The 600-nt window shown below is 39.7% G+C and carries 2 protein-coding genes; one reads left to right on the top strand and one right to left on the bottom strand.

Translation table 11 applies throughout. From position 1 onward, the window contains the following. The coding region (locus tag TDIS_RS11350) for a hypothetical protein (RefSeq protein WP_208595716.1) at nucleotides 1–270 on the top strand (270 nt) is incomplete at its 5' end. Between the two features lie 117 nt (nucleotides 271–387). On the opposite strand, the gene TDIS_RS11345 is transcribed toward TDIS_RS11350, so the two are convergent. Continuing rightward, nucleotides 388–600, bottom strand: a 213-nt coding sequence (locus TDIS_RS11345; protein WP_208595715.1) for a hypothetical protein, incomplete at its 5' end; no start/stop codon positions are given.

Below are 600 nucleotides of genomic sequence, written 5' to 3'. Positions count from 1 at the left end.
GAGACAAAAGATTTTTCCTGGGAATTTTACACTCGTAGTCTCGAATTTCCTTATTATAGGATTGATGCTTTCGATATAGAATTGCCGGTACGCTCAGGGCAGACATATGCTTTTTATTTTGTGCCGGCCAATGGCACCGATCTTATCAGAAGTTATCGGTATAGGTATCCTTCAGGAGTTTCTGTTTCGGCGGATTTTTATAGATTTAAACACTTTGAAAATTTCTCTAAATGGAACACTGGGAGAGACGGTTTCTTTCGAGCTTTCTGATGGTCGTACGCTCCGCCTCCGTATAAGCGAAACAGATACCTGGGTAATTTCATTACCAAAAAACAAAAAATAAACTCAATAACATTAACCATGAAACCTCGAATTTTCTTCTCATGGTTATCTCCCAGGAGAGATAAAAATTCGATCGATCAAAGAAAGGGTATTGATATCACTACAATTCGTAGCAGAACTTTTGAAACACACGATACTTCCTTCTCGAATTCGGGATCTGAGGTCAGACGGTATCTTGAAGGTCTTCTCTCCCCGACAGGGCCCCCTAATCTTTAAGATCACTGATTGTTCCTGAACCTCTTTAACTTTTCCACAAAT

The organism is Thermosulfurimonas dismutans, from assembly GCF_001652585.1.
In the GTDB taxonomy this organism is placed as follows: domain Bacteria; phylum Desulfobacterota; class Thermodesulfobacteria; order Thermodesulfobacteriales; family Thermodesulfobacteriaceae; genus Thermosulfurimonas; species Thermosulfurimonas dismutans.
Note: the sequence above shows the minus strand (reverse complement) of the source record. Positions and strands in the feature narration are given on the sequence as shown.